The sequence below is a fragment of the Marinobacter orientalis genome, from assembly GCF_004792665.1.
In the GTDB taxonomy this organism is placed as follows: Bacteria; Pseudomonadota; Gammaproteobacteria; order Pseudomonadales; family Oleiphilaceae; genus Marinobacter; species Marinobacter orientalis.
Genome location: NZ_SRZX01000001.1, coordinates 1,398,144 through 1,423,656 on the forward strand (window position 1 = coordinate 1,398,144; position 25,513 = coordinate 1,423,656).

The 25,513-nt window shown below is 60.0% G+C and carries 17 protein-coding genes; 9 read left to right on the plus strand and 8 right to left on the minus strand.

What is annotated here, in order from left to right; all coding sequences use genetic code 11:
* Positions 1–55: 55 nt before the first annotated feature.
* The 4 genes from DIT72_RS06495 to gdhA all read right to left on the minus strand — a co-directional run bounded on the left by DIT72_RS06495 (position 56) and on the right by gdhA (position 5,854).
* Complete coding sequence (locus DIT72_RS06495) at positions 56–589, minus strand: response regulator transcription factor (RefSeq protein WP_135954344.1); 534 nt, start codon at positions 587–589, stop codon at positions 56–58.
* The gene (locus DIT72_RS06500) at positions 586–1,857 is read right to left on the minus strand and encodes a sensor histidine kinase (protein WP_135954345.1); all 1,272 of its coding nucleotides are present in this window, start codon (positions 1,855–1,857) and stop codon (positions 586–588) included. The genes DIT72_RS06495 and DIT72_RS06500 overlap by 4 nt, the downstream gene beginning before the upstream one ends.
* A 63-nt stretch (positions 1,858–1,920) precedes the next feature.
* On the minus strand, positions 1,921–4,497 hold the full coding sequence (locus DIT72_RS06505) for a PEP/pyruvate-binding domain-containing protein (protein WP_135954346.1): 2,577 nt from the start codon (positions 4,495–4,497) through the stop codon (positions 1,921–1,923).
* A gap of 7 nt (positions 4,498–4,504) precedes the next feature.
* Complete coding sequence (gene gdhA / locus DIT72_RS06510; RefSeq protein ID WP_135954347.1) at positions 4,505–5,854, minus strand: NADP-specific glutamate dehydrogenase; 1,350 nt, start codon at positions 5,852–5,854, stop codon at positions 4,505–4,507.
* 253 nt (positions 5,855–6,107) lie between these two features.
* On the opposite strand from gdhA, the gene DIT72_RS06515 reads away from it, so the two are divergent.
* The 3 genes from DIT72_RS06515 (at position 6,108) to DIT72_RS06525 (ending at position 12,564) form a co-directional block, all read left to right on the plus strand.
* Positions 6,108–8,105, plus strand: a complete 1,998-nt coding sequence (locus tag DIT72_RS06515) for a TonB-dependent receptor domain-containing protein (protein ID WP_135954348.1) — start codon at positions 6,108–6,110, stop codon at positions 8,103–8,105.
* Positions 8,106–8,281: 176 nt separating this feature from the next.
* Entirely contained in the window at positions 8,282–9,337 is a 1,056-nt protein-coding gene (locus tag DIT72_RS06520) for an efflux RND transporter periplasmic adaptor subunit (protein ID WP_135954349.1), read from the plus strand.
* Positions 9,334–12,564: an efflux RND transporter permease subunit gene (locus tag DIT72_RS06525; RefSeq protein WP_135954350.1), complete on the plus strand. Its 3,231-nt coding sequence runs from the start codon at positions 9,334–9,336 to the stop codon at positions 12,562–12,564. Before DIT72_RS06520 ends, DIT72_RS06525 begins: the two co-directional genes overlap by 4 nt.
* Here DIT72_RS06525 and DIT72_RS06530 read toward each other — a convergent pair whose 3' ends face one another.
* A complete protein-coding gene (locus tag DIT72_RS06530; protein WP_135954351.1) occupies positions 12,565–13,623 on the minus strand; it encodes a GGDEF domain-containing protein in 1,059 nt (352 codons plus the stop codon).
* Positions 13,624–13,890: 267 nt separating this feature from the next.
* On the opposite strand from DIT72_RS06530, the gene DIT72_RS06535 reads away from it, so the two are divergent.
* From DIT72_RS06535 to DIT72_RS06555, 5 genes are read left to right on the plus strand one after another with little or no spacing between them, the layout of a single operon-like run.
* Positions 13,891–15,132, plus strand: a complete 1,242-nt coding sequence (locus tag DIT72_RS06535) for an efflux RND transporter periplasmic adaptor subunit (RefSeq protein WP_135954352.1) — start codon at positions 13,891–13,893, stop codon at positions 15,130–15,132.
* Entirely contained in the window at positions 15,129–18,275 is a 3,147-nt protein-coding gene (locus DIT72_RS06540; protein ID WP_135954353.1) for an efflux RND transporter permease subunit, read from the plus strand. Before DIT72_RS06535 ends, DIT72_RS06540 begins: the two co-directional genes overlap by 4 nt.
* The gene (locus DIT72_RS06545; protein WP_168355025.1) at positions 18,275–18,958 is read left to right on the plus strand and encodes an ABC transporter ATP-binding protein; all 684 of its coding nucleotides are present in this window, start codon (positions 18,275–18,277) and stop codon (positions 18,956–18,958) included. The genes DIT72_RS06540 and DIT72_RS06545 overlap by 1 nt, the downstream gene beginning before the upstream one ends.
* A gap of 3 nt (positions 18,959–18,961) precedes the next feature.
* Positions 18,962–21,217 (plus strand): ABC transporter permease, encoded by a 2,256-nt coding sequence (locus DIT72_RS06550; RefSeq protein ID WP_323053135.1) that lies wholly within the window; start codon positions 18,962–18,964, stop codon positions 21,215–21,217.
* Positions 21,214–22,314, plus strand: a complete 1,101-nt coding sequence (locus DIT72_RS06555) for a lipocalin-like domain-containing protein (protein ID WP_135954355.1) — start codon at positions 21,214–21,216, stop codon at positions 22,312–22,314. The genes DIT72_RS06550 and DIT72_RS06555 overlap by 4 nt, the downstream gene beginning before the upstream one ends.
* 61 nt (positions 22,315–22,375) lie before the next feature.
* Here the strand turns inward: DIT72_RS06555 and DIT72_RS06560 are convergent, their stop codons facing one another.
* Positions 22,376–22,795: a YkvA family protein gene (locus tag DIT72_RS06560; protein WP_135954356.1), complete on the minus strand. Its 420-nt coding sequence runs from the start codon at positions 22,793–22,795 to the stop codon at positions 22,376–22,378.
* A 107-nt stretch (positions 22,796–22,902) separates the two neighbouring features.
* Here DIT72_RS06560 and DIT72_RS06565 point away from each other — a divergent pair, with 107 nt between their 5' ends.
* Positions 22,903–23,658, plus strand: a complete 756-nt coding sequence (locus tag DIT72_RS06565; RefSeq protein ID WP_135954357.1) for a fructosamine kinase family protein — start codon at positions 22,903–22,905, stop codon at positions 23,656–23,658.
* Positions 23,659–23,667: 9 nt separating this feature from the next.
* On the opposite strand, the gene DIT72_RS06570 is transcribed toward DIT72_RS06565, so the two are convergent.
* The gene (locus tag DIT72_RS06570; RefSeq protein WP_135954358.1) at positions 23,668–24,150 is read right to left on the minus strand and encodes a DUF6231 family protein; all 483 of its coding nucleotides are present in this window, start codon (positions 24,148–24,150) and stop codon (positions 23,668–23,670) included.
* A 36-nt stretch (positions 24,151–24,186) separates the two neighbouring features.
* On the minus strand, positions 24,187–25,509 hold the full coding sequence (locus DIT72_RS06575; protein ID WP_135954359.1) for a DASH family cryptochrome: 1,323 nt from the start codon (positions 25,507–25,509) through the stop codon (positions 24,187–24,189).
* Positions 25,510–25,513: the final 4 nt, after the last annotated feature.

The window sequence follows — 25,513 nt, forward strand, 5'->3', positions numbered from 1 at the left end:
ACCATGGGAGAATGGTCAAAGGCGGTTGATAGAGGTCAGTTTTTTGCCAGATTGTTTATGATCGCCACCGGGAATGTTTCTGCAGTTTCCGCTGCAGGGTCCGGCGATGCATGTTCAGGGCCCGGGCAGTGGCTGACACGTTACCGTCATTGTCGTTGAGAATTCGCTGGATGTGTTCCCACTCCATTTCTTCCACCGAGGGTGGCTCATCCCGGAGGTCCGGCGGCGCATCGAGCGGTTCGAAAGCCGCCAGCAGCTGCTTGACGGTCACCGGTTTGCACAGGTAATTCACGGCGCCCCGGCGCATGGCCTCGACGGAGGTAGCGATGCTGCCAAAACCCGTCAATACCAGAATTTCCAGCTCGGGGCTTATTTCCAGAAGTTCCGGCAACAGCTGCAGGCCGCTTTCACCCGCGAGGTTGAGATCCAGAACACAACGGTGGACATCGCCAGCGGCCAGCGCCTCCCTGGCCTGCTGATGGCTCCGTGCAAGTCGTGACTCTATACCCTGACGGCTGAGGGAACGTTGAAGAACCTGCAGGAAGGCATCGTCATCATCAACAAGAAGCCAGGCCCGGTTTCTGCTCACGCGCTTCCCCCTCTCCGGTTTTTGTGATCGGTTGCAACGGGCAGGTCAATAATCATGGTCGTGCCCTGGCTGGTAACACTGGCCTTCAGGGTCCCACCGAGCCGCTGGATGGTAGCATTGGACAGAAACAGGCCAACTCCGAGGCCGTTTTCCGAACTCACAACCTGTTCACCGGGCGCGTCCTCCAGGGCAGACTCGAGGCCATCGCCATGGTCCTCAATAATGATCTCCAGCCTGCCGCCGATCCCTTCACGGGCACTGATCGCGACCCACACGGGGCTCGCGGTTATCGCATTGGCAAGCAGATTCAGAACGGCCTGGTCAAGGGTGGCATCCACCGCGACCCGGCAGTCCGGAAAAGGCTGTTGCCATTCAATAGTCGCGCCGGGCCACAGCAGGGTAGCGGACTCCCGCAGCCGCATAATCCAGTCCGGCGCGTCAATGATTTCCAATTGCGCCGCTCTGGCCTGCATGGCTGCGGTGGACAGTTGCTGCAGGTGCCTGCTGCAGAGGCTGAGCTGTTTCTCCATCAGCGACAGGTCTTCAGATAGCGGCTCGCCGGAAGGAGCCGCCGCTTTCATCTCGTCCACCAGCAGCGTCATGGTGTTGAGCGGGGTTCCCAGGCGATGTGCTACGGCTGCAGCAGAGAGCCCCAGTGCGATGATCTGCTCGTCCCGCAGCCGGGTCTCCCGTACCTGTGCCAGCTGCAGCTGTTGCTGGCGTAAACGCCGCGAGAGCGCACCAACAACCAGAAGCAGAATGGCAGCAGAAATGGCAAAGGTCACCCACATGCCGACAAGATGCAGCTGTGCCAGGTTGCCGCTGTGGTGTTCATGAATGACCGGTGTATGCCAGAGCACCAGCGAGGTATAGACCGCGACCCCTGCAACGGTGACCGCGATGCTCTGGCCCGGGGGCAACAGTATGATGGCAACGGCAATGGGCAGCAGCAGCAGAGAAACCAGGGGGTTGGTATAACCGCCGGTGAGATACAGCCAGGCGCCGATCAGCAGCAGATCGGCAGTCAGCACCAGGCTGACCGTTGCCGTGGAGCGGGGCGGACGTCGGGTAAACCAGAGCCATCCCACTGTCGCCACAACCGCATAAACCAGGCACACAATCAAAGCCTCGGCCCGGTGCGCCAGGGTCACCATGGTTTCGGCCACGGCGATCGCGATCAGCTGAAGAGCGACAAGCGTCAGCCGCATTGCCAGTAAATAACGGGCAGCCTGCTGAAAACCGGTCTGTGAGTGGGTAAGCCATTCCATGGACGGGATTCTAGCAGCAGACGCCTGGCATCGGTTGGAAATTGCGTGTGCGATTGCGGCGGATCAATCGGGGAAATAGCAGAGCAGTTGCTGGCGCACGATATCGCCTCGCAACTGAAGCGGCCGGTGACCGAGGTCATGGACCTGCACCGCAGTGCTGGGCGAAGGCGTTTGCGCTGCCGGGGGCGGGGTTTGCTGAAGATGATCCGGATAATACCGGCAGTAGCCGGTTTCAGGGAAAAGAGCGGCGTAGGCGATACCGGTTTCCACCAGATCCTGGAAAAAGTGGGAACCATAGGACAGGTCCGGGACCATAGCACCGGCATTTTCCGACACTTCCACCAGTGCGGCTATGCCGGCAATGTCCGAAAAGCGCACCGGAACGCCCAGTTCCGGGCTGCTGGTACCCCATCGGCCAGGTCCGATCAGCAGGGTCGGTGTGCTGGTGGATCGGACCTGCTCACCGACCAGGCGGGCTACCTCATAGCGCTGATTGGTGCTGAGTTCTGCGTAGACCGGTGCATCCACACGGATCACCCGATGAATTGCCAGGTTGATGTTGCCGCCCATAAAGTGACCTTCGGTGCGGAACAGAATACGTTCCTCCGGTACCTGTTCGGGGATGTTGACCGGACCCGTTTCGCCAACAGTAGCCAGGGGGCGACACTGAACCAGGTTGAACGCCGGATCTCCCTGTTCGTCGAGGTGCAGGGTGAATTCCACATCCACCGGGTGCCGGTAACCGGCCTCGAGGGTCTGTAACAGCCGGGAAAGCCTTGAAATGAAGGCCCCCTGCTGCACCAGTGGCCGGAAAGTCAGGCGCCAGACAGGGCCTTTCATTCCGATCTGTTCCGCGCGAGTGGTTGCTGACCGGTCCACTTCGGCCAGGTGTGTCATGGGCAGATCGGTGGTGTTTGCCAGCAACTGGCTCAGGGGGAGGGTATCCAGAGTGCCGTCCTGGATATCCAGCAGGTCCACCAGATGCTGGGAGTAGCGGTAGGATTCCTCCTGGTTGCGGAAAGGCTGCCGGGTGGGCTGGTCCAGCGCCATGACACAGGCATGGTCACCCTCAATCCGGTCCACCGCACGGGTGCCCAATCCCATGACCATCCGCACCATTCCCGCTTTCGGATCCATGGTGCTGTCCCAGGCGAAGGTGTTACGGGAGACGCCCACACCGGCAGCATCCGGCAGGTAGTAACGGCCACGGAAACGGCCATTGACCCTCTGGATCAGCAGGGCCATGGGCTCTTCCCTCTGGTCCAGCCGCCGTTGTTTGCGGTAGCGCAGCGCATCTTCATTCATGGATGAGGCATACACCTCACGAATGGCATTTTCCAGCGCCGCCAGCCGTTGTTCCGGCGCGCCCTGATTGACCAGGAACACGCTCGCGTATTTTCCGGCAAAAGCGTTGCCGAATCCGTCTTCCTGCAGGCTTGATGAACGCACCAGAATGGGGTACTGGCCGTAATGATCCAGCAGCCGCTCCAGCTCTGTACGGATTTCATCGGGGAAGTGGCCGCAGAGAATATCGTCTCTCAGCGCCGGCGCCTCGCTCAGGTAACCGGTCTCTGACCGCTGGCGCATGATCGCCGGCCACAGCCCGTTGTGGACCAGAAACGCATAGTAGACATCGGTGCCGAGATAGCGGGAGTCGTGTGGCTCCAGGTATTGCTGCCAGAGGCGAGGAGCATCCTTCAGCAGGATGTTTCGTGCAATCAGCATGCCCGTGGCCTTGCCGCCGATGTATCCGCTGCCCACCAGCCGGCCGCGGATGCCCAGCAGGTCTTCAAGTGACAGATAGCGTCGCGCCAGTTCCAGAATCTGTGGGTCCCGGCTGATCAGTACCTGCAACACCTGCTCCTGCAGATCGGCAATGCAGCCTTCATCCTGTTCGGACAGTGCCCGACCGGCTTCCTGGAACAGGCGATCCCAGTAATCCAGTAGTGGCTGGCGTTGCAGGTGTTCCAGCTCCAGGCTGGCTTGCAGGCGGGTCGCATCGCTGCTGTCGGTGATCGGCTGAAACTGGCCGTTGTGTTCCCGGTGGGGCAGGAACATGGTGGGTGACTGGCGGCGCCAGGCCTTGATCGGGTGAATCTGTACCTCGTCGCCGTGTCGATCGACATCGATCATCACCTGGGTCGTCTCGCGGATGCGGTCCAGAGTCATGCGGGAGTGGCGGTCCGGATGCAGGGCAAACCAGGCCACTGTGTCCAGTTCAAACAGGAACGGGCATACCACCCGGAAGAAATTCCCCACCATGGCATCGGTGGCCCAGGCATTGAGCAGTTCACTGAGGCTGTCGCACACGTAAAAGGCGCCACGGCCATGCTGTTCGATCAGATGCCATACCCGGCTGGTAAAACTTTCGAAACCGCCAAGGGCATCGATCTCGATGGTGCGGACCGCCGGATGCCGCTCAATAATGGGTGGGTGTTCGCCGAAGCGAAGATAAATGATCTGGCGGCCGGAATCGGCGGCAGCGTCCAGAAAGGGCAGTACGAACCGGCGATAGTCTTCGAGGTCGGAAACGCGCCAGACCACGTTATCGCCAATGCGAAGGCCGTCCAGAACCTCGTCCAGCCCGGTCAGCCCGGTAGAGATCCGGTCTGCAGGCTGGGGAGGTTCCCTGCTGATCATGGCCGGATCAGATGACGCCCATGGCGTTCATCGCCCTGGCAACCCGGAGGAAGCCACTAACGTTGGCGCCCACCACGTAGTTGCCTTCCAGGCCGAACTCGGCGGCAGTTTCATAACAGTTCTTGTGGATATCGATCATGATTTCCTCAAGCCGCTTCTGGGTGTAGTCAAAGCTCCAGGAATCACGGCTGGCGTTCTGCTGCATTTCCAGTGCGGACGTGGCGACACCGCCGGCGTTAGCGGCCTTGCCCGGGCCGTAGGCCAGCCTGGCATTCTGGAAGATATCGATGCCTTCCGGTGTGGTGGGCATGTTGGCGCCTTCGGCCACCGCGATGCAGCCATTCTCAACCAGAGTCCTGGCATCTTTGCCGTTGAGCTCGTTCTGGGTGGCGCAGGGCAGTGCCACGTCACAGGGCACGGTCCAGATGTTGCCATTTTCCACATATCGCGCATCTTTGTGGAATTCAGTGTAGGCGCTGATACGACGACGCTCCACTTCCTTGATGAGCCTGAGAGTCTGCAGGTCGATTCCTTTCTCGTGCACGATCATGCCGCCGGAATCGGAGCAGGCGATGACCGTGGCGCCGAGTTCGTGGGCCTTTTCGATCGCGTAGATAGCCACGTTACCGGAACCGGAAACCACCACGGTTTTGCCTTCCAGCGAATCGCCCCGGGCTTTGAGCATTTCATGGGTGAAGAATACCGTGCCGTAACCGGTGGCTTCGGTGCGGGCGCAGCTGCCGCCCCACTCCAGCCCCTTGCCGGTGAACACCCCGGACTCGTAACGGTTGGTTATACGCTTGTACTGGCCGAAGAGGTAGCCGATTTCCCGGCCCCCGACGCCGATATCTCCGGCGGGAACATCTGTGTATTGGCCCAGGTGCCGATACAGTTCGGTCATCAGGCTCTGGCAGAAACGCATGATTTCATCGTCCGATCGGCCTTTGGGATCAAAGTCGCTGCCACCCTTGCCGCCGCCAATCGGCAGGCCGGTCAGGGCATTCTTGAAGATCTGCTCGAAACCCAGGAACTTGATAATGCCGAGATAAACCGACGGGTGGAAACGCATGCCGCCTTTATAGGGCCCCAGGGCGCTGTTGAACTCGACGCGGAAGGCGCGGTTGATATGGATCTCGCCGCTGTCGTCCTGCCAGGGCACGCGAAAAATGATCTGGCGCTCGGGCTCGCAGATGCGCTGGATGATTTTTTTGTCAGCAAATTCCGGGTATTTCACCAGAACGGGACCGAGGGTTTCCAGAACCTCATGGACGGCCTGGTGGAATTCGCTTTCACCAGGGTTACGGTGCAGTACGTCCTGGAAGATCGGTTGCAGTTTTTCGTCGAGTCTTGCAGTCATGTGAGTCTGGCCTTCGGAATACGCGTATTGAATACCGCAAAAAAAGCGGCTGCAAAGAAAAAAGGGCACTGATTGCACCACAGAGGTGCGTATTTTGGCAAGTGAGTTCTTCAGGTCGGACCAGTTGCCTATACGGAATACCCCAAAATGGGTGCGGCATTCTGTCTCAAGCCAACATAAGCCCTGCACCATACAATCCTCAGCAATGTTCCTCACTCCAAAACGACTGATGCAGTAACAAGGATCCATCCGCATGATAAAGAAACATCTGGCGCGTTGTGTCAGCCTGGCTCTGGCTGGTTGTGCCGGCACCTCCCTTGTCTATGGTCAGACTGCCGCAGAAGACGATTTGCTGATTCGGGTAACCGAAGGCCGGTCCGTAGAAGCGGCGCGGCTGTCCGAGGCGGCAGTTCAGTCTGAACCGGTTGAGCGTTTGTCTTCCAGCCCTTCGGTGTCGCTGTCTCGTATGGGGGGCCGGGGTCTGGACCCGGTGATCCGTGGCCAGAATGAAGAGCGGGTGGATGTTTTGCTGGATGGTATGCGTGTTGAGGGTGCCTGCCCGAGCCGTATGGATCCTCCGACAAGTCGCCTGAGCACGGCCCTGGCACCTGTGCTCGAAGTACGCACCGATAACCGTACTCTGCGCTGGGGCCCGATCGCTGGCGGCCAGATTGTGGCGACCACTGCGGCGCCTGAATTTGCCTCCGGCAACCTCACCACCGGCCACCTGACTCTGGGCGGCTCCGATAATGGTGACGGCAAACTGGTCAATGGCAGCGCCGCTGCAGGTAACAAAAATACATACATCCGGATGGCCGGGGGCCATGACGAAGCCGATGATTACGAAGACGGCGATGACAGGGAAGTGCGCAGTTCTTACGAGAATACCGAAGGCCGGGTGGATGCAGCCTGGACCGCGGATAACGGCTTTTATACCAGGGGCATGGCCAGCCGTCAGGAAGAACGGGATGTAAAATTCCCGGGTCGGGGAATGGATGCGCCGAAAACCGACACCGATATGTATCGCCTGGAATTCGGTGCGCCGGTTGCCAATGGTGGCTGGAACCTGATGTCCTGGCAGGCGGATGTCGACCATGTGATGGATAACTTCAGCCTGCGTGAGCAGACTGCGCCGATGAAAATGCTGACAGCCTCGGAAACCCGCACTCAGGGAGTGCGGCTGACTCTCGATCAGCGGGCCGGTGATCGCACCGACTGGGCAGTTGGCGTCGATTACGAGACCAATGACTGGGATGCCGCCCTGAACAACGTTGATAAAGGCGTTGTGGCATCCTTTATGTGGCCGGGTGTAGAGCGGGATCGGGTCGGTATGTTCCTCGAACAGTTCACCCGCATTCAGCCTGACCTGCAACTGGGTGCCGGCGTGCGTTACGACCGTGTCGAAATGGAAGCGACCAGGGCTGACGACACCTACATGCTCAGAAGGATGGACGGAACCATGGTGCCAATGAGTGCTGCCAAGGCTTATGAGCAGGTCTACGGTACTACGGATACTGACGCCGCGGATGATAATTTCAGTGGTTTTGTCAGCAGTGAATGGCGCTATGCCCGGAATCGGCGGCTGGATATGGTGGCCAGTCACAGTGTACGTAGCCCCGGGGTAACTGAGCGCTATGTCAACAAGATGCTTGCCTGGGTTGGTAATCCGGGCCTGGACACCGAGAACCATAACAAACTGGAAATCGGCCTGTCCGGTCACCAGGGCAACTGGAACTGGCGCCCGGCTGTCTGGGTGGATCAGGTGGATGACTATGTGCTGCGTTCGCAGGATCGCTATACCAATATCGACGCCCGCCTGCTTGGCGTAGAGGGTGAGCTGGGCTGGACCAATGGCAGCTGGAGCGCCACCAGTAAGCTGGCGTCTGTGCGCGGTGAAAACCGGGATGCAGACAAGCCTCTGCCCCGTATTCCGCCGATTCAGTTTGTCCAGACACTGGCGTGGGCATATCAGGGTCATACGCTGGGTGCCGAGTGGGAACTGGCGCGCCGACAGGATCGTATCGATGAGGAATCGGGCCTCGACCCGGGCACTTCTCCGGGATACGGCGTATTCAATCTTTCCGGAACCCACCCGGTGATGGCGAACCTGAGCTTCACCTGGGCCCTGGATAACGTGTTCGATAAAACCTGGGCGCCGCACGTGAGCAAGTCCGATGCTTTAGGGCAGGAGTTTTTCAAGGTCAACGAGCCTGGCCGTACAGTTCGCGCAGCTCTGACTGCTCGTTGGTAAACCATGATTATGGCGGTTACCCGCTTCCCATAGCCGGCGGGTGACATTGTGCCCCGAATGGAGCCAACTCCGCCATTCGGGGTTTTTTTTGTCCGTACTCAATGTAAGGGCACAGCCTCCCTGTTAAACTTCGATCAGCAACTGGAATATTCTTATAACCTTTTTGTGAGGTCGGCATGCGCCATCCCGGTCACCTTTTCTTCATTCTTGTGTTCATATTGCCCGCACTTGCCTCTGCGCAACCTGCCTTTGAAACCGTCGAGCGGCGCTCATTCCAGCAAACCATTCATCTTGATGGCATCATTGAAGCCGTTCAGCAGAGCACCGTCTCTGCCCAGACCAGCGGCACTGTCCAGAAACTGCCTTACGATGTTGATGACTCGGTTGTCGCCGGTGACCTGATCGTTCAGCTGGAGGACAGTGAGCAACGCTCGCGGCTGCGCCAGGCCCGGGCCGGACTGGAAGAAGCCGAAGCGGCGCTCACGGATGCGCGGCAGCAGTTCAACCGGATCGAGTCGGTCCACGAGCAGGGACTGGTATCTGGCCAGGAGTTTGACCAGGCCCGGAATAACCTGGCCGCTGCCAGAGCCCGGGTAGCGAGTGCCAAAGGTTCGGTCTCCGTAGCCGAGGAACAGTTGTCCTATACCCGGGTGGAAGCGCCCTATGACGGCATTCTCACCGAGCGCCACGTGGAAGTTGGTGAGTCCGTAAGCCCCGGTCAGCCGCTTCTTAGCGGGTTGTCCCTGGAAGAACTGCGGGTAGTGGTTGATCTGCCACAGAAGTACGCGGAGATGGCACGTGCTGAACGCCAGGCCCGGGTCAAGCTTGCCGATGGCCGGGTACTGGAAACCGGCGAGATGACGTTTTACCCCTACGCAAATCCGGCAAGTCACACTTTCCGGCTGAGGATGCGCCTGAATGAACCTAACGGCTCCCTGTTTCCCGGTATGCTGGTGAAGGTCAGCATTCCGGTTGCCAGTCGCGAGAGCCTCTGGGTGCCGGCCAGCAGCCTGATCCATCGCAGTGAACTCAGAGCAGTGTATATCCTGGACAGCAACGACCAGCCTCGCCTTCGCCAGGTAAGCACGGGCATCCGCGATGGCGAGAGCCTGGAAATTCTGGCAGGTGTCAGTGAGGGCGAGCGAGTGGTGACCGATCCTTCGGTTCTGGTGGGGAGTGAGCGCCTGAATCTGCCTGAGGCCGCCGAGCCTGGCGGGGAGGAGGGGCGGTGAGCGAAGAAAAGCAGCGCGTCGGACCTTCCGGCGCCATTGCCCGGGTTTTCCAGGATAGCAAACTGACGCCGTTGCTGGCGGTGCTGGCGGTGGTGCTGGGTATCCTGGTGGTGATCATTACCCCGAAAGAGGAAGAGCCGCAGATTGACGTCACCATGGCCGACATCATGGTGGGCTTCCCCGGTGCCAGTGCCCGGGAAGTGGAGAGCGCCATCGCTATTCCCGCAGAACAGGTGATGAGCGAAATTGACGAGATTGAGCACGTTTACTCGGTATCGCGTCAGGGCCAGGCAATCATTACCGTCCAGTTCGAGGTCGGTGTGCCCAGGCAGGAGGCGCTCGTCCGCCTCTACAACAAGGTCTATTCCAACCAGGACTGGTTGCCTGCCAATCTGGGTGCGACCCAGCCTCTGGTCAAGCCCAAGGGCATTGACGATGTTCCGGTGATGACCCTGACACTTTACGACCCGGTAAACGGTCACACCGGTGAGGAGCTCACCCGCCTGGCCCATATGCTGGAGGTGGCCCTCAAGCGGGTGCCGGGCACCCGGGATATCTACACCGTGGGCGGAATACCTGATCGTGTTGATATTGTCTTCGATCCGGCCCTGCTGGCCGGTTTTCAACTGACGGTCAGCGACATCCAGAAGGCCCTTCGGGCGGCGAACGCCAGTAGCCAGGAAACCCGGGTGACCCGCAACAATCTGTCGATACCGGTGCAGGTGGGCACGTTGCTGGAGACAGTGGAGGACGTACGCAGCCTGGTGGTAGGCATGCACAACGGTGCTGCCGTGCGGCTGGAGGATGTGGCACGGGTCCGTCGGGGTGGCACTGTCGCGGACCAGAGCGTGATGACCGGCTTTGGCCCGGGCGCGCAAGTCGGCTCCTCCAGTGAGCCCGGTCAGGTTTACCCTGCGGTCACGCTGGCCATCGCCAAGAAACCCGGTGAGAACGCCATCGATATCACCACCGCCGTCGAAAACCGCCTGGAACGGCTACGCAACCGGGCTCTGCCGGCGGATGTGGAAGTGCTGGTTACCCGTGATTACGGTGAGACGGCTTCACAGAAGGCCCGCAAGCTGATATCGGACCTGATTTCCGCCACCCTGGCAGTGATGATTCTGGTCCTGGCTGCCATGGGCTGGCGTCAGGCGCTGATTGTCGGGATTGCGGTGATGATCACCCTGTTGCTGACCCTGGTGTTCTCTTGGGCCTGGGGCTTTACGCTCAACCGGGTGTCCCTGTTCGCGCTGATTTTCTCCATCGGTATTCTGGTCGATGACGGTATCGTCATCACCGAAAACATCAACCGTCGGATCCAGAACTCCCGCCGTGCGGTGAAAGAAATCATCCCACTGGCAGTGGACGAAGTGGGCACCCCCACTATCATGGCCAGCCTGACCATCATGGCGGCGCTGATTCCGATGGCCTTTGTCAGTGGGCTGATGGGCCCCTACATGAGCCCGATTCCGATCAATGCTTCCGCAGGTATGGTGATTTCCCAGATCGTCGCCTTTGTGGTGGCACCCTGGTTGGCGTTCCGATTGTTGCGACACAAGAAGGGTCAGGCCGCGGAAGATGCGGAAGAAGCCTCGAATTCCGCCGAGGGGGTCAGTCCCCGCGCTCTGAAGATCTTCCGGGCAGTCCTCTCACCATTTTTGGGTGACCATTCCTGGCGCCGCCGGCTTCTGGCCCTGGGTGTGGTGTTGGTGACGGTTGCGGCGGCTTCGCTGCCGGTGTTCCAGGCCGTGATTTTGAAAATGCTGCCGTTCGACAACAAGTCCGAACTGCAGATCGTGGTGGACATGCCCGAGCGCACGCCCATGGTACAGACCCAACGGGTACTGCTGGAGATGGGTCACTACCTGGAGACCGTAGACGAGGTGGTCAACTGGCAGACCTATGCCGGCACGGCATCCCCCATCAATTTCAACGGCCTGGTGCGGCAGTATTATCTGCGCAGCGGACCTTACCAGGGTGATATCCAGATCAACCTCGTTGGTGACGAGAGCAGGGCACGGCAGTCGCACGCCATCGCCCAGTCCCTGCGCGGACCGCTGACTGAGATTGGTGACCGGTATAATGCCGAGGTGAAGGTGGTCGAAGTACCCCCGGGTCCCCCGGTTCTGTCGCCGGTGGTGGCGGAAATCTACGCCGTGAATAACGAGCGCCGTGCCGAGCTGGCCCTCCAGGTGGCCGAAAAAATGGGCAAAGTGGAAGGTCTGGTAGAGATCGATACCACCCTCGAAGCGCCTACCCGGCAGTGGGAGGTGGTGGTGGACAGGTCCCGGGCAGCCCGCCTCGGGGTTTCCCAGGCGCAGGTGGTGATGGCCCTGCAAACGGCCCTGGGCGGTCGGAGTGTCAGCTTCCTGCATGATGAACATGCCAAGTATCCGGTGCCGATCCGGATCATCCTTGGTGAGGGGGACAAGGCCCAGCCCTCTGCCCTGATGTCTGTCAACGTGCGCAGCCGCAGCGGCCAGATGGTGCCGTTGGCCAGCATCGCCGAGGTTCGGGAAGCGGACTGGATGGGTGCGATCTATCACAAGGATCTGCTGCCGGTGACCTACGTGACTGCGGCCATGGCCGGTGAGATCGATTCACCCCTGTATGGCATGTTCGACACGGTGGAACGGCTGGAGCAGGATCCGGGCGCGCCGGAGCAGTATTTCATCAGTCAGCCGGTGTTACCCGAAAAAGGCACCCTGAAATGGGACGGCGAGTGGCAGATCACCTATGAAACCTTCCGCGATATGGGCGCCGCCTACAGCGTGGGCGTATTCATGATTTTCGTGCTGCTGGTGGCGCAGTTCCGCTCCTACATCCTGCCCCTGGTGATCATGGCGCCCATACCGCTGACGCTGATTGGCATTATGCCCGGCCATGCGTTACTGGGACGGGAGTTCACCGCCACCAGCATGATCGGGATGATTGCCCTGGCGGGGATCATTGTCCGCAATTCCATTCTGCTGGTGGTGTTTATCCGGCAATTGATTGATGAAGGCGTGGAGGTGGGGGAGGCCGTAGTTCTGGCCGGAGCCGTTCGGATCAAACCCATAGCCCTGACGGCGATCTCGGCGATGGTGGGTGCTTACTTCATACTGAATGATCCGATTTTCAACGGCCTGGCGATATCGCTGGTGTTTGGTCTTGCCATGTCCACGGTGTTCACCATAATTGTGGTGCCATTGCTTTACTACACCCTGGCGCGCTGTCGATGGGTGTGATCAGGTTTGGGCTGCCGTGGCTGATGGGGAAAGCGCGGGGATGATCTGGTTGCGGCCGGTATTCTTGGCTGTATAAAGGCGGATATCCGCCTCGCGGACCAGATCCCGCAGGGTATGGCCATCGCTTCCAAGTTCAGCGACGCCGCCGCTGAGTGTCAGGCGAATCACATTGTTGCTGATGGTCAGGGGTGTGGAGGCAACGGCTATGCGGATTTTTTCAGCAACTTCCATGGCCTGCTGGCTGTTGGTGTTGCTGAGCAGAATGCCGAATTCCTCGCCTCCCAGGCGTGCCGGGAGATCGGTGGCACGCAGGCATTCCCTGAAAATACGGGCAACGTGCTGCAGCGCCCGGTCTCCGGATTCGTGGCCGTGGTCGTCATTGACGTTCTTGAAGTGGTCGAGATCCAGAACCAGTATGGATATCGGTAAACTGTACCGCTGTGCCCGATGTTTTTCCCGCTCAAAGATATCGCTGAGCCGGGCACGGTTGGCGAGCCCGGTCAGCGGGTCAGTCTGCGCGGTTTTCATGAGTTTGCGTTCGGACGTTTCACGGGTGACTTCGTAAACATGTGAAAACACCAGAATGCACAGAGAAATCATGGCGATGTTGGTAATTGGCAGGGCCTGCATCATTTCTGGCTGGTCCTGGTGCCTGAACAGGAAGATAACCGCTGCGATTCCCATGTAGATGGCAGAAACGGCCAGTCCCAGTCTTCGCCCCAACAGCAGGTGGGAAACAATGGGTATCAGCAATACCCAGGCATGTACGGCGGAGGTGGAGCGTGGGGTGGCCATTGCAAACATCATGGCGGTGAAGAACGGAATCAGGTAGGCAATAATCCAGCGTTCCAGATGCCGGGTGTGGCGGATTGCCCGGTAAACGACGATGGCATAGATACCCATTGCGATTTCAACAAGGGCGAGCGGGTAACTGCCTTTCAGGAAATTCATCGACGAGAACAGTGTAGCGCCAACGAGAGTCACCAGCAGCAGCGCCTTCAGTACTGCTTTACGGTAAGGTCGCGCCAGTTCTTTCAGGGAGTCTTTATAGCTATCCATGCGCGAGGTCTGGGGATGCCGGCATCGGGCTGACTCTGGCCGTGAAATGTGTAGATAAGATAAGCGTATAACAGAACTGTGAATTAGATCAGATTTTTGATGAAAAGTAGCGTTAATTAAGACCAAAGTCTCATTCTTTCCGGCAATAAGCCAACATGCGCTATATTGAGGCGCCTTAACGGGTCCGGATCCAAAACTGCGTTCCGGCTGTATAGTAAAGAGCCTGTATTTATCCGGGCTTACACACCGCAATTGGTCAGAAAAACCATGTTGAAACGAATTATTCCCCTGCTGATACTTGCCGTCGGTGTTGCCGGTTTCATTCTGCTCAAGGTCACCCGGCCCGAGCCGGACACGGTCAGCGCCAAAGAGCGCAGCTGGCTGATCGAGGTGATGACGGTGAGGCCTGATACCCATACGCCGGTATTGTCCTTGTATGGCGAACTGGTAGCGCCGGAACAGACAACCATCGCTGCGCCGCTGGCAGGGCGGATTGGCAGCCGGCCGGTGCAGGAAGGGCAGCGGGTGAAAGCGGGAGAGCTGCTGGTTGCCCTGGACAGTGCCGACGTGACACCCCTGGTTGACCAGGCAGAGGCAGACGTAAACGATCTCCGGGCCCAGATCGCCTCGGAACAGGTGCGGCATGCGAACGACCGCGAGGCACTTGCAGGCGAGAAGGCCATTCTGGAGAACGCGCGGCGGCAGTTTGAAAGAACCCAATCGCTTGTCGGTCGCAACCTGTCGTCACAGGAAACCCTGGATGCAGCTGCGGACGTCCTGGCTCGCGCCCGCCTGACGGTCACTGCGCGGCAGCGGGCCGTCGATGAACACCCATCCCGCCTGCAAAGCCTGGAGGCCAGGCTGGCCCGGGCCCAGGCGGCACTGACTTCGGCGCGGCGGGATGCCGAGAGAGCGACGGTTGCGGCCCCGTTCGACGGTATTGTGACCGCTATTCAGGTGGCGGAGGGCGACCGCGTATCACAGAATGCCCCGTTGCTTTCCGTCTACCCTGACCAGGGGCTGGAGCTGAGGGCCAGAGTTGCGGATGTTTTCCGGCAGGAATTGCTGGATGCCGTGAACGCTGGTGAGGACCTGCAGGCGGCGACCGGCGATGGTCGGCACCGTTTTACGCTGTCCCGCTTTGCCGGCACCAGTGACCCTGCCGGTACCGAAGCGATTCTGACACTGAACGGCGATACCGGTGGCCTGCGCCCGGGCGGGTTACTCCCGGTTACGCTGGAAAGGCCGCCAAGACAGGATTCCATTGCCATCCCTTACAGTGCTCTCTATGGCAGCGACAGTGTTTATCGGATGACGGATGATTACCGCATGCAGCGTGTCACAGTGAAGCGCCTGGGTGAGGCCAGGGCCTCCAACGGCGAGCGCCAGGTTCTGGTGTCGGCCGAGGGCCTTGACGCCGGCGACACCCTTATTATCACCCACCTTCCCAACGCCATGACCGGCTTGAAGGTGGAGCTGGCGGGCGCTGAGCCGGAGGCGGGCGAATGAGGCGCCGCCGTGGTGTAATCGGTTTCTTTGTACACCACCGGGTCGCCGCCAATCTGGTGATGCTGATGATGCTGCTTGGCGGCACCCTGGCGCTGACCAGGATGAATATCCAGTTCTTTCCCAACTTTGCCCTGGATATTGTCAGCGTACGGGTGGTGTGGAGCGGTGCCTCTGCCGAAGACGTGGAGCAGGGCATCACCAACCCGCTGGAGCAGCGCTTGCGCAGCGTCCAGGGGCTGAAAAAGATGACATCCACCTCCGCCCAGGGGGTGTCGTCCATCACCCTGGAATTCACCGAGAATACCAACCCTATCCAGGCCCTGGATGATGTGCGCCAGCAGGTGGATGAGTTCACCAACCTGCCAGCGGAAGCGGAAGAACCCCAGGTAACCCGGTTTGAGCGATACGAACCCGTCGGCCGGTTGCTGGTTTATGGTGACATGGATCGATCAGAGCTGCGGCAACTGGCTTACCGATACGAGGATGAGCTGCTGTCACGGGGCATCGACCGGGTATCCATTCGCGGCCTGCCGGAGCAGCAGATCAGCATTGATGTGCCGGTGGAACGCCTGGAAGCCCTGGGCCTGTCCCTCGATCGGATTGCTGACCGCGTAGGGGCCATCTCCCGCGACCTGCCTGCCGGCATGATGGGGCAGCAGGACGCCACCCGCGAGCTCCGGTCGGTGGAGCAGCGTCGCAGCCCCCAGGCCTTTGAAACCATACCGGTGCTCAGCGACGAACGCACACAGCTGAACCTTGGCGACATTGCCATTATCCGCCAGGAAGCGCGGGAAAGTCAGGTCAAGCTTACCCGCAATGGTTACCCTGCGGTGGAGCTCCAGCTCCAGCGCGCCGAGGACGGCAACTCCCTGGAAGCCGCCGGGGTGCTTGAGAACTGGCTGGCGGATACCCGGCCGGTGCTGCCTCCTTCCGTTGAACTGGAAGTCTATGACGAAACCTGGCAACTACTGGATGACCGCATTTCACTGCTGATCAAGAACGGTTTGGGCGGCCTGGTTCTGGTCATTATCCTGCTGTACCTGTTTCTTCCGGGCCGGGTAGCCCTCTGGGTTGCCATTGGCATTCCCACCGCCTTTCTGGCGGCGCTGGCAGTGCTCTGGGGTATCGGCGGCTCCATCAACATGATTTCCCTGTTTGCACTGATCATGGCGCTGGGGGTCATTGTTGACGATGCCATTGTGGTGGGGGAGGACGCCGACGCCCATGCCCGCATGGGAGAGGAGTCCATCTATGCCTCGGAGGGGGCTGCGAAGCGCATGGTGTGGCCGGTTCTGGCGTCGTCACTGACCACCGTGGCGGCGTTCATGCCGCTGCTGGTGGTGGGCGGTGTCATTGGCAATATTCTCGGGGATATTCCCCTGGTGATGATCTGCGTACTGATTGCCTCGCTGCTGGAGTGCTTTATCGTGCTGCCGGCTCACCTGCGCCACGCTTTTACCCCCGGCAAGCGCAAACAGTCAGATCCCGGCCCCATAGAACGCGTGCGTAAACGGTTTGAAACAGGCTTTGACCGCTTCCGGGAAGGCCCTTTCCGCAGGGCCTCCCGTTACACCCTCCAGCATCGTGGCATCACTCTGGCCACCGCTCTGGCGGTGGCTTTGTTGACGGTGGGGCTGCTGGCGGGCGGCCGGCTGGGATTCAATTTCTTTCCGACCCCCGAGCCTTCGGTGCTCTATGCCAATGCCAGCTTCGTGGCTGGCACCAACCGGGGAACCGTGGATGATTTTGTCGCTGAAATGCAGCAGACACTGAACGAAACCGAAGCGGCACTGGGCGGTGACCTGATCCTGCATGCCGTTGCCAACCACGGCACGACCCAGGGTGCGGAGGGCACAACGCGAACCGGGGACGAACTGGGCTCCATCCTGGTGGAACTGGTGCCCTCGGATCGGCGCCAGGTACGCAACCCGGAATTCATCACTGCCTGGCGGGATCGCCTGGATCTTCCCGCCGGACTGGATAACCTGACCATCTCTGAGCGCCAGTCCGGCCCGCCGGGTAAGGATGTGAACGTACGGCTGATGGGGGAGCACGCCATTGATCTGAAACAGGCTGCCGAGTCCCTCAACGAATCCCTGCGCTCGTTGCCCGGCGTACTTGATACCGAGGACGATATGCCCTGGGGGCGGGAACAGCTGATTTACCAGGTCAGCGCCCATGGTGAAGCCTTGGGCCTGACCACCGAGAACCTGGGTGGGCAGTTGCGGGCTGCGTTTGACGGCCGCATTGCCCAGATTTACCAGGACGGGCGGGATGAGGTGGAAGTGCGGGTGCAACTGCCCCGTGAGCAGCGTGAAAGCATGGCCACCCTGTCGCAGCTGACAGTGCGGATACCGGACGGGCGTTTTGTGCCGCTGACTCAGGTCATGAACCTGGATCACCGCCAGGGCTTTCAGGCACTGCGGCACGCAGAGGGGGAACTGGCGGTTGAGGTTACAGCCTCTCTCAATACCCGTATCAGCACGGCCGACCAGATCATCGCCAGCCTGGAAGAGGAAGTGCTGCCGTCGCTGGCCAGCCAGTACAACCTGCGCTACAGCTTTGAAGGGCGGGCAGCGGACCAGCGCGAAACCATGGACGACATGAAAACCGGCCTGATCATCGGCCTGGGCCTGATGTACGTGGTGCTGGCCTGGGTGTTCGCTTCCTGGAGCATGCCGGTGATAGTGATGGCCATTATTCCCTTTGCGTTGGTGGGTGGGCTGATCGGCCACTGGTTGATGGGCCTGCAACTCACCATACTCTCGCTGTTCGGGCTGTTTGGTCTGTCCGGCATTGTGGTGAATAACGCGATCATTCTGGTCGCTTTCTACAACCAGCAGCGGAAGAAAGGCCTGGGCATTACCGATGCCCTCAACGAGGCCGCCGTGCAGCGGGTGCGCGCAGTTCTGCTCACCTCCCTGACCACGATTGGCGGCCTGCTGCCGCTGCTGTTTGAAACCTCGCTACAGGCCCAGTTCCTGATTCCCATGGCGACGTCCATCGCCTTTGGTCTCGGGCTGTCGACACTGCTGGTGCTGGCTGTGATTCCGGTGTTGCTGTCCTATCTCGAACAGTTCCGGGAATGGCGTGCCTACCGCCGGGGTGAAGATCCGGAACCAACCATTCAGCGGAGCGTATGATGGCGGATCCTGTTCTGGTCGTTGAACGGTTAAGCAAAAGGTTCAGCAGCGGTGGCCAGCCGGTCACTGTTCTGACAGACCTGTCGTTCAATCTTGCCAAGGGTGAGTCACTGGCTGTTGTCGGCCGCTCGGGTTCTGGCAAGAGTACCCTGCTGAACCTGCTGTGCGGCCTGCAGGTGCCGGATAAGGGAAACATCACGGTGACAGGAGAATCATTCAGCGAATCGGTAAATTCCGACTCCGATGCGCGCTGGACCGAACTGCGACGCCGCTCGATCGGTGTGGTATTCCAGCAGGCAAACCTGATGCCGGCACTGTCCCTGGAGGACAACGTGCGCCTGCGGTCGCATCTCGCCGGGCACGCCGCTGGCCACGAGCGCGGGTGGCTGGAACGGCTGGGAATTGGTGCAGAGGCGGACCGGTACCCGGACCAGGTTTCCGGTGGTCAGGCACAACGGGCCGCACTGGCTATGGTGTTTGCCATGGCGCCGGCGGTAATACTGGCAGACGAGCCCACCGGTAGCCTTGATCGTAACACCGCCGATGAGGTGGCTGACTGCCTGTTCGCCATGCAACGGGATAGCGGATGCGCTTTGGTGCTTGCCACCCATGACCGGGAACTGGCGTCACGCTGTGATCACCTGCTCGACCTTAGCGCCCTCCATCTGGGTGGTACCGACTGAACCATGATGCTGGTCCGCGCTTTCGTCAGCCATTATCGCCGCCATCCGTTCCAGCTGGCGGCGCTGGCGTTGATGATTGTGCTGGCTACCATGCTGTGGACAGGTGTCACCGTGCTGACGGACCAGGCCCGTAACAGCCTGTTCCAGAGTGAAGAAGCTGTGGCCGCCGGTGTCCATGTGGTGCGCACCGATGGTCGGCCTGTCAGGGTGGAAGACTTTGCCGAGCTGCGAATGGCCGGCCTGTGTGTCGCGCCCTGGCTGGAAGTAAGACGCCCGCCTCCCGCGGGGCGGGTTATCGGTATTGATCCCCTGGCGATGGGCTGCTTCGGCAAGGCCGCTCCCGGCGGCAATCGGGGCGAACTCGACGGCGCGCCATTTCTCGATATCAGCGCAGCCGTGAGGCTTGCCCGCGAAGGGTACGACAGCCGGCTGTATCTGCTTGCCAGCACTGAAAACGAGACCCTGCCCCAGGGCTACGCCCTGCGCGAATTTTCGCTGGGCCCGTCCACGGGTGAGCTGGCGGACAGCTTCCTGCTCAATCTGGATGCCCTCAGCCTGCTGGTGCTGCTGATTACCGGCCTGCTGGTGCGCAGTGTACATCGTCTGGGCATTGCCCAGCGGCAGGACAGCTTTGACCTGCTGTTCCGGTTCGGGGTGCCGGGCCGGCGAGTACGGCAGCTGCTGGCCCTGGAGCTGGTGGTGCTGACCGGTGTCTGTGTGCTGCCGGGCCTCTGGCTGGGAACGCAACTGGCGGCAATACTGGGTGGCGGTTTCGGGCAGGCCCTGAACAGCCTGTTTGATGTGAATCTCTATGCCGGAGCTGCAGAATCTCTGCCGTGGCAGGCCGCCGCAGTCATGGTCTTGCTGGTGCTGGCGGTTTGCCTGGTGGACTGGCTGGTGCCGCGGCGGTGGCAGCGCGCCGTCAGTTCCGCCCGTGGACGCCTGCTTGCGGTGCTGGTTCTGTTTGCGGGGTTGGCAGGTGTTGCTCTGGCCCCGGACCTGGCCGGGGTTTTTGCAGGCACGGCAGTGGTGTTTGTTGCCGCTGGCTGGCTTACGCCGGGGCTGCTGGCTTTATCGGCGCAAAAGCTGTCCGACGGTACCGATCTGGACGGAAGCGGTCCGCTCACACGCTGGCGGCGCCGGGAACTGGCGGTAATGTTCGGCCATCTGGCGCTACCGGTGGTGGCACTGCAGTTCGCCATGGCAACGGTGTTGGCAGTGCAGGCGCTGGTGACAACTTTTGAAAGTACCTTCGACGACTGGCTCGCCCAACGTCTGGAGGCGGAGTTCTATGTGGAGGTGCCGGCCGGGGCGGATGCCGGTCTGGCGGCGGAACGCTTGCAGAACCTGGAAGGCATTGGGCCCTGGCATCGGGTGACCCGTGGCGAGGCGGTCATCAGTGACGAAGGCGCTGCCGGTGAAGATAAAACTGCTGTCGTTGATCTTTTTGCACTGACACCGGTCAGCGAGCTGGTCGTGGACTGGACCCTGCTGGCAAGCATGGAGCGGCCCTGGCAGCGGCTTGCGCAGGGCGCAGTGATGGTTAATGAGCAGTTGGCCCGACGTCATCAGCTTGAGCTGGGTGATACCCTGGAGTTTCGGGTGGCGGATACCGAGATGGGTGCGAATATAGTGGCGGTCTATGCCGATTACGGCCGCCCCGCGGGAGAAATATTGGTGTCGGGGTCAGCACTGCCGGAGGATTTCAGCGCCCGTTTCGAGAGTTTCTCGGTGAATCCCGGCGAGTGGGCCATGGCAGAGATCAGTGAACAGCTGGCGGACGTCTGGAACGTATCCGACGTCACCGTCAGGGATAATGCCAGCATCCACGCTCTGGCATCGCAGGTGTTCGGCCAGACTTTCCTGCTCACCCGCGCCATCAGCCTGCTGACGCTGGTGCTCGCCGCGGTCGCTTTGCTGATCATGAGCTGGGTGTTTTTCTCTACCCGGGCCTGGTACTTCCGCTTGCTTGGCATCTGGGGGCTGCCGGCCGGAGCCATTCACCACCAGCTCCGGCGCCTGTCGGTCACTCTGACCCTGGCCGTTACCATAACCGCTATACCGCTGGGTATCTGGCTGACCTGGGTGCTGGTCAGCCGAATCAATCCGCTGGCGTTTGGCTGGTCACTGCCGATGGACCTGTATCCCCTGTTCTGGCTGGAATTGGGCCTGATAGCCGTGGTAACAGGCCTGGTGGTTGCCTATCTGATGCGCTGGCAACTGGTTCAGCGGGAAAATGGAAAACAGGTGAAATCATGAGAGTGCTTTCCGGCGTTATTGTAATGCTGTTCGCTGCTGTTGCAGCAGGCTGCTCGGATTCCCCGGGCGATGACGGCTTTGCCGGCCTCGCCAAACAGATGGGAGACTCGGAGGAATCCGGATTTCTGCAACCACGGCCCGGCAATACCCTGACCTTTCCCGAAGACTGGGGGTCTCATCCGCAACACCGTATTGAGTGGTGGTATCTCACTGCCAACCTGGAAACCCCGGAAGGCAAACCCGTTGGCGTGCAATGGACCCAGTTCCGCCAGGCCCTGCAACCCCGAGCGGCCGAAACCGCTCCGCCCGATCCCGGGGCCTGGCCCCTGGAAGCAGCCTGGATGGCCCATGGCGCGGTCTCGTTCGAGGGCGGGCATTGGTTCACGGAGAAACTTGCCAGAGGCGATGTGGGCCATGCGGGCGCCACGGCAGAACCCTTTCAGGTGTGGCTGGATGACTGGCGGCTGGAATCGGTGCCGGGCTCCGCTGATTGGCGCCTGCAGGCGAGTGGCAATGACTGGAGCTACGACCTGCGGCTCAGGAATACCAGCGATGTGGTCATGCACGGCAATGAAGGCTTCAGTGCCAAGTCTGCCAGCGGTGAGGGGACCATGTATTTCAGTGTGGTGGATTTGCAGATTGAGGGCACCGTAACGCTCGCAGATGAAACCCTGGAGGTATCCGGTAAAGGCTGGTTTGACCGTGAGTGGAGCAGCCAGTTTCTGAAGGCGGGACAGCAGGGCTGGGACTGGTTTGCCCTGCACCTGGCCGGTGGCGAAAAGCTGATGGCGTTTCGTCTGTGGGAAAAGGATGACACCTATCTGTCCGGCAGCTGGATAAACGCCAACGGTGACGTGGAGGTGCTGGGTAATGAAGACCTGACACTGGCTGCGATCAACTGGCGCGAAACGCCGCAGGGTCGCATACCCGTGGCCTGGCGACTGAGGGTTCCGGCACAGGAAGTGGACCTGACCATCTCAGCGCCGGCGGGCAACTACTGGAACAGCGGGCTCTATCGGTATTGGGAAAGCCCGGTATCCATTACCGGCTCCCACGACGGCGTGGGTTATATGGAGCTGACCGGCTACAGCGATTGAGGCCTGAGCTGTCCCGACTACCCTTGAGGCGCACAGAAGTTAACGGTTGCTCATCAGGGGGTCAGTCAGTATCCGCAAGCGATTGCGTCTCTGTTTGATGGTCTTTCCACGCGGCGAAGCGCAGAAGGTCGGATTCCACCAGGGCCAGGCATGCCGCCACCACACCAAAGTCATCCAGAAAACCTATCCCGAACAACACGTCCGGAATCAGATCCAGGGGGTTGAGTACATAAATGAGAGCACCGGCAATGGCGGCAATACTCTTCCATGGCACATCGCGGTAGTTGCCCTGCCAATAGTCCCGCAGCATGGTAAACATCAGGCGGATGTCGGTGCTGAAACGGCTCAGTTTGCCACTTTTCCTGACCTTGTCCTCGATAGCTCGCTGACGGTCGAGCAGGTCGGCTACATCGTCCCGCTGGACCTTGCCGGCCTCGGTATTCAACTGTTCGTTTGCCTTGCGATTGCTAAAAGTTGCCATTGGCTGTTACCTGTCGTGAATTACCTTGCCAGATCCATCATCCATCAAGCGCCCGCCAAAACCAAGGGGTTTGCGCGGTGTTTCCTTATCGTGGTTATACTAAGAATATGGCCGATTTCATCAAACACAATCCCACGTCCTTTCCCACTGCCCTTTTCTGCGAGGCAAAGGGTCTTGAAGCACTGTCAGAGGCCCTTGAGGCCGCTGGTGTCAGCGAATTGCGTGTTCCGGAGGTGAAGTCCGTTTCAGAGCGGGAGCTGGTTATCCCAAGGATCAACCCCGGCCCCGCAAGCGATGCTGCCATGACAATGCTGGGCGAGGGGCTGGCCCGGATGCATGGGGTTCGTCAGGCTCACTACGGGTTTGATAGTGACAACATGATCGGATTGTCACCGCAAAAAAATCGCCTGACGGACGATTGGGGCGACTTTTTCCTGAATGACCGGCTGGGTGTGCAGGTTGGAATGATCGGCAACCGGCAGGTACGGAAGCAATTCGAGGGCGTGCTGAAAAACAGCGGTTCAGCGCTCTCGCAATTCCTCAATGAGCACTGCGATCACCCCAGTCTCCTTCACGGTGATCTCTGGTCCGGCAATGTGCTGTTCGACAGCGACGGTCCCTGGCTCATTGACCCTGCGGTCTACTATGGTGACCGGGAAGCAGATATCGCCATGACCGAGCTTTTCGGCGGCTTTTCAACGGCATTTTACGCCGCCTACGATCGGGTTTATCCGAGGACGGCGGTCTATGACACCAAGCGGGCTGTCTATAACCTCTATCACACTCTCAACCACTACAACCTGTTCGGAACCTCTTACCTCGATGCCTGTCGACGCAATCTCAGGGTGATCGAAACGATGTGATGGTGGCGGCTACCACCATGCCTTGCCCCACATTTCCGGGTTGGCCCAGTTGTCGGGGTTGTTCCAGGCGCGTTTGTGGTTGTAGCTGTCGATGTTGTAGGTGTAAAGGATTGACGGGTTGGTTTCGTCCTCCAGCTCCGCCTGACGACGGAAACCCAGCCCGATGAAATCGGTAAATGTCCACTCGGGACTGTTTGCCTCCACCACCACCGCAATCTGGTGGGTGCCGTAGTTGCGGAGCTGGCCCAGCAGGACTTCTCCCTGTTCGTGGCGCAGGTGTTCCAGGGTATCGGTGATCAGCGCCAGGTCCTGGGTCTGAGGGAGGGGGAAAGCATCGTTAGGGGAACCGGAGTCCAGCCTGGTCATGGCAGAATCGCCATGGTGCTGGCACCAGTGATTGCCCACTTCCCCGGCCACCCTGCCGCAGACCACCAGAGTGCCGGGCTGGCAGGTATCAATAATGCGGGCAAGAGCTTGTCGGGTTGTGGGCATGGTCAAGGCTATTCTCCGGGGATTGTATAGCCAGTATCACACTGGCCAGTCGGCGGCATCAACCAGGTGCAGGCCAACCGGCTGGGCTGCGTTACCACGCCAGCGCTTTACGAATTCGCCGTCCGGGTCGAATTGCTGAGACTGCTTTTCCAGGTTGAAATGCCGAGAGCCCCTGGAATTGGCACCGGCACCGGCCAGGTACTGCCAGTTACCATAATTGCTTGCGACATCGTAATCCACCAGTTGCTCTTCGAACCAGGCAGCGCCGTAACGCCAGTCCAGTTCCAGTTCGTTGACCAGGCAGCTGGCGACAATCTGCCGGCTGCGGTTGCTGATGTAGCCGGTTTCCCGCAACTGGTTCATGGCGGCGTTGACCAGCGGGTATTCCGTACTGCCCGCGCACCAGGCCTTGAAGCGGTGAGGGTAGAAGGAAGCAGGGCGCTTTTTCTGCTGCACCCCGTCACGGCGAAACAGGTCAGAACCATGCTTCAGGGTATACCAGTAGAAATACTCCCGCCATAGCAGCTCGAACCACAGCCAGTAGGTGGATTCATTTTTAACGTGGCTCTCTTCGTACTCGGCGATGGTCTCGGCCACTTCGCGGGCAGACAGTGAGCCATTGGCCAGCCACGGGGATAGCCGGGAAGACGCTTCAGGGTCATCCAGGGCGTTGCGGGTTTCCTTGTAGGAATCGATGTGGTGGTTTACGAACAGGTAGTCGTTCAAGCGCTCCAGCCCCGCGGACTCGCCGCCCTGGAACAGGGCAGGGTGCCGCGATTCGGGAATGGCCGGACATTCGCCACGATTGTCTTCCGGGTAGCCGGGTGCCGGCGGAAGTGCCGTGAGCGTGCGAATGCGCAAGCGTCCGGAGTTATAGTCAGCGTCCGTCTCAACCAGTTTACGGAAACCGGAGAAGGTATCCGGCAGGTTCTCCAGCTCCATTGGTAGTGAGCCTTCAGTAAACAGGCTCAGAGTCTCGAATTGCTGGAAAACCGTTTTCGGCAACCTGTCTTTTATGGCGCTCCACTGGTCTGCTTCCCGTGTGCCGGGCTGGCGCGATCGTATGACACGCCCGATTCCGTGGTTATGCACCAGTTCCGGAATGACCGTTTCGGGATGGCCAAAGGCAATATGCAGCCGCTGGCCCAGTGGCCTCAGGCTGCGTTCCAGTGTCATCAGGCTTTGCCAGAGAAAGCGCCAGCGATGATCCCCCATGGTTTTGCACTGGAAGGGGCCTGGCGCAAACCAGCGCGGGTCTACCACATACACACAAAGCAGCATGTCCGACTTTGAAGCGGCCAGCAGGGCTGGATTGTCGTGTAGTCGCACGTCCCTTGTGAACCAGTATAGGGTCGCCAAAATC

Excerpts from the sequence above, each read along its gene's own strand:
- DIT72_RS06500 (WP_135954345.1), bottom strand. The coding sequence starts at position 1,857 with ATGGAATGGCTTACCCACTCACAGACCGGTTTTCAGCAGGCTGCCCGT.
- DIT72_RS06505 (WP_135954346.1), bottom strand. The coding sequence starts at position 4,497 with ATGATCAGCAGGGAACCTCCCCAGCCTGCAGACCGGATCTCTACCGGG.
- DIT72_RS06540 (WP_135954353.1), top strand. The coding sequence starts at position 15,129 with ATGAGGCGCCGCCGTGGTGTAATCGGTTTCTTTGTACACCACCGGGTC.
- DIT72_RS06570 (WP_135954358.1), bottom strand. The coding sequence starts at position 24,150 with ATGCCCACAACCCGACAAGCTCTTGCCCGCATTATTGATACCTGCCAG.
- DIT72_RS06515 (WP_135954348.1), top strand. The coding sequence starts at position 6,108 with ATGATAAAGAAACATCTGGCGCGTTGTGTCAGCCTGGCTCTGGCTGGT.
- gdhA (WP_135954347.1), bottom strand. The coding sequence starts at position 5,854 with ATGACTGCAAGACTCGACGAAAAACTGCAACCGATCTTCCAGGACGTA.
- DIT72_RS06550 (WP_323053135.1), top strand. The coding sequence starts at position 18,962 with ATGATGCTGGTCCGCGCTTTCGTCAGCCATTATCGCCGCCATCCGTTC.
- DIT72_RS06520 (WP_135954349.1), top strand. The coding sequence starts at position 8,282 with ATGCGCCATCCCGGTCACCTTTTCTTCATTCTTGTGTTCATATTGCCC.
- DIT72_RS06530 (WP_135954351.1), bottom strand. The coding sequence starts at position 13,623 with ATGGATAGCTATAAAGACTCCCTGAAAGAACTGGCGCGACCTTACCGT.
- DIT72_RS06555 (WP_135954355.1), top strand. The coding sequence starts at position 21,214 with ATGAGAGTGCTTTCCGGCGTTATTGTAATGCTGTTCGCTGCTGTTGCA.
- DIT72_RS06565 (WP_135954357.1), top strand. The coding sequence starts at position 22,903 with ATGGCCGATTTCATCAAACACAATCCCACGTCCTTTCCCACTGCCCTT.
- DIT72_RS06545 (WP_168355025.1), top strand. The coding sequence starts at position 18,275 with ATGGCGGATCCTGTTCTGGTCGTTGAACGGTTAAGCAAAAGGTTCAGC.
- DIT72_RS06560 (WP_135954356.1), bottom strand. The coding sequence starts at position 22,795 with ATGGCAACTTTTAGCAATCGCAAGGCAAACGAACAGTTGAATACCGAG.
- DIT72_RS06535 (WP_135954352.1), top strand. The coding sequence starts at position 13,891 with ATGTTGAAACGAATTATTCCCCTGCTGATACTTGCCGTCGGTGTTGCC.